Below are 917 nucleotides of genomic sequence, written 5' to 3' on the forward strand. Positions count from 1 at the left end.
GGCTGAATATTTTCGCGGCGCGAGGCCGCAGCGACGATGGAGTCGCGTTCCGGGTTGAGCGAGACGGTCGCGATGTGCGACCAGTCGCGCGTGTTGCCTGACCAACGCGCCGGGTTGCGCTCGCGAGCCTGGAGGTAGACCTCGTGCCGGGCCGTGAGGATCGCGACATCCTCGCCGGCGTGGCGCTGCGCGGGGCTGACGTAGCGGATGCCGCTGTGGCGATGGTCGTGGTTGTACCAATGCACGAACTCACGCGCCCATTCGCGAGCCGCCCGCAGATCCGCGAAGCCCGAAGCCGGGAACTCCGGCCGGTACTTCGCCGTGCGGAACAGACTCTCAACGAAGGCGTTGTCGTCGCTCACGCGCGGGCGCGAGTACGACGGCTTCACGCCCAACCACCAAAGCATCGCCAGCACGGTGGTGGCCTTCAGCGTGGCGCCGTTGTCTCCATGCAGCACGGGACGCTCGTCGCGCGGCACGGCGTGTATTCCCTCGGCCAACGCGGTGCGCTGCACGAGTCGCGCAGCGTGGTCGGAGTCATCGTCCTCGTGCACCTCGAAGCCTACGACCTTGCGGCTGTAGACGTCCAGGATCAGATACAGGAAGTACCAGCGGCCAGCGACCTCCGTTGGCAGGAACGTCATGTCCCAGCACCACAACTGGCGCGGCGCGGTGGCGACGTGCGTGGTCGGCGGACGGCTCTTGCGCGGCGCCTTGGCGCGCCCGCGATGAGCGTTCAGCCCCTGCGCGCGCAGCACGCGCTGGAAGGTGGACTCGCTGGCAATGTACACGCCCTCGTCGGCCAGCGTGGGCACGATGCGCGCGGGCGGCATGTCGGCAAATCGCGGCTCGTTGGCCACGCTCAGGACCTGCGCGCGCTCGGCCTCAGTCAGTGCGTGGGTGGGCGTCGGTCGCAC

Annotated in this window: 1 protein-coding gene; it reads right to left on the reverse strand. The window is 68.8% G+C overall.

The window, feature by feature from the left end:
* Positions 1 to 917 (reverse strand): IS3 family transposase (locus HCU76_RS36320; RefSeq protein WP_218512060.1); only part of this gene is annotated, 917 nt, incomplete at both ends.

The organism is Variovorax sp. dw_308, from assembly GCF_019207085.1.
Lineage (GTDB): Bacteria > Pseudomonadota > Gammaproteobacteria > Burkholderiales > Burkholderiaceae_C > Variovorax.